The organism is Anabaena sp. CCY 9910 (genome assembly GCF_963920875.1).
Lineage (GTDB): Bacteria > Cyanobacteriota > Cyanobacteriia > Cyanobacteriales > Nostocaceae > Trichormus > Trichormus variabilis.
The window spans coordinates 1-235 of sequence record NZ_CAWUDJ010000153.1 but is presented as its reverse complement, the minus strand read 5'-3'; the positions used below and the strand labels follow the sequence as shown (position 1 = coordinate 235).

Annotated in this window: 1 protein-coding gene; it reads right to left on the bottom strand. The window is 72.3% G+C overall.

From position 1 onward, the window contains the following. A partial coding sequence (locus ACM5QX_RS29660; protein WP_414756778.1) for a glycoside hydrolase family 3 C-terminal domain-containing protein occupies nucleotides 1-235 on the bottom strand: 235 nt, incomplete at both ends.

Genomic DNA, 235 nt, shown 5'->3' with positions numbered 1-235 from the left:
CCGCCACGGCCTCGACCAGCGCCTGCTGGGGTGCAGGCACGACGACCTCGGTGCGCGACTGGGCCTCGCCAGACATCTGCTGGCCTTCACCAATGGCCAGCACCACCACATCGGCGGCGCGGGCGGCGGCGACGGCCTGTTCGATGCCCCCATTCAGCGGCGCCTCGATGCCCGAACCCCGCGCAATGGTCAGCAGGGACGGGTCATCCATCGCCGCGCGGAACCCGGCCTCCAG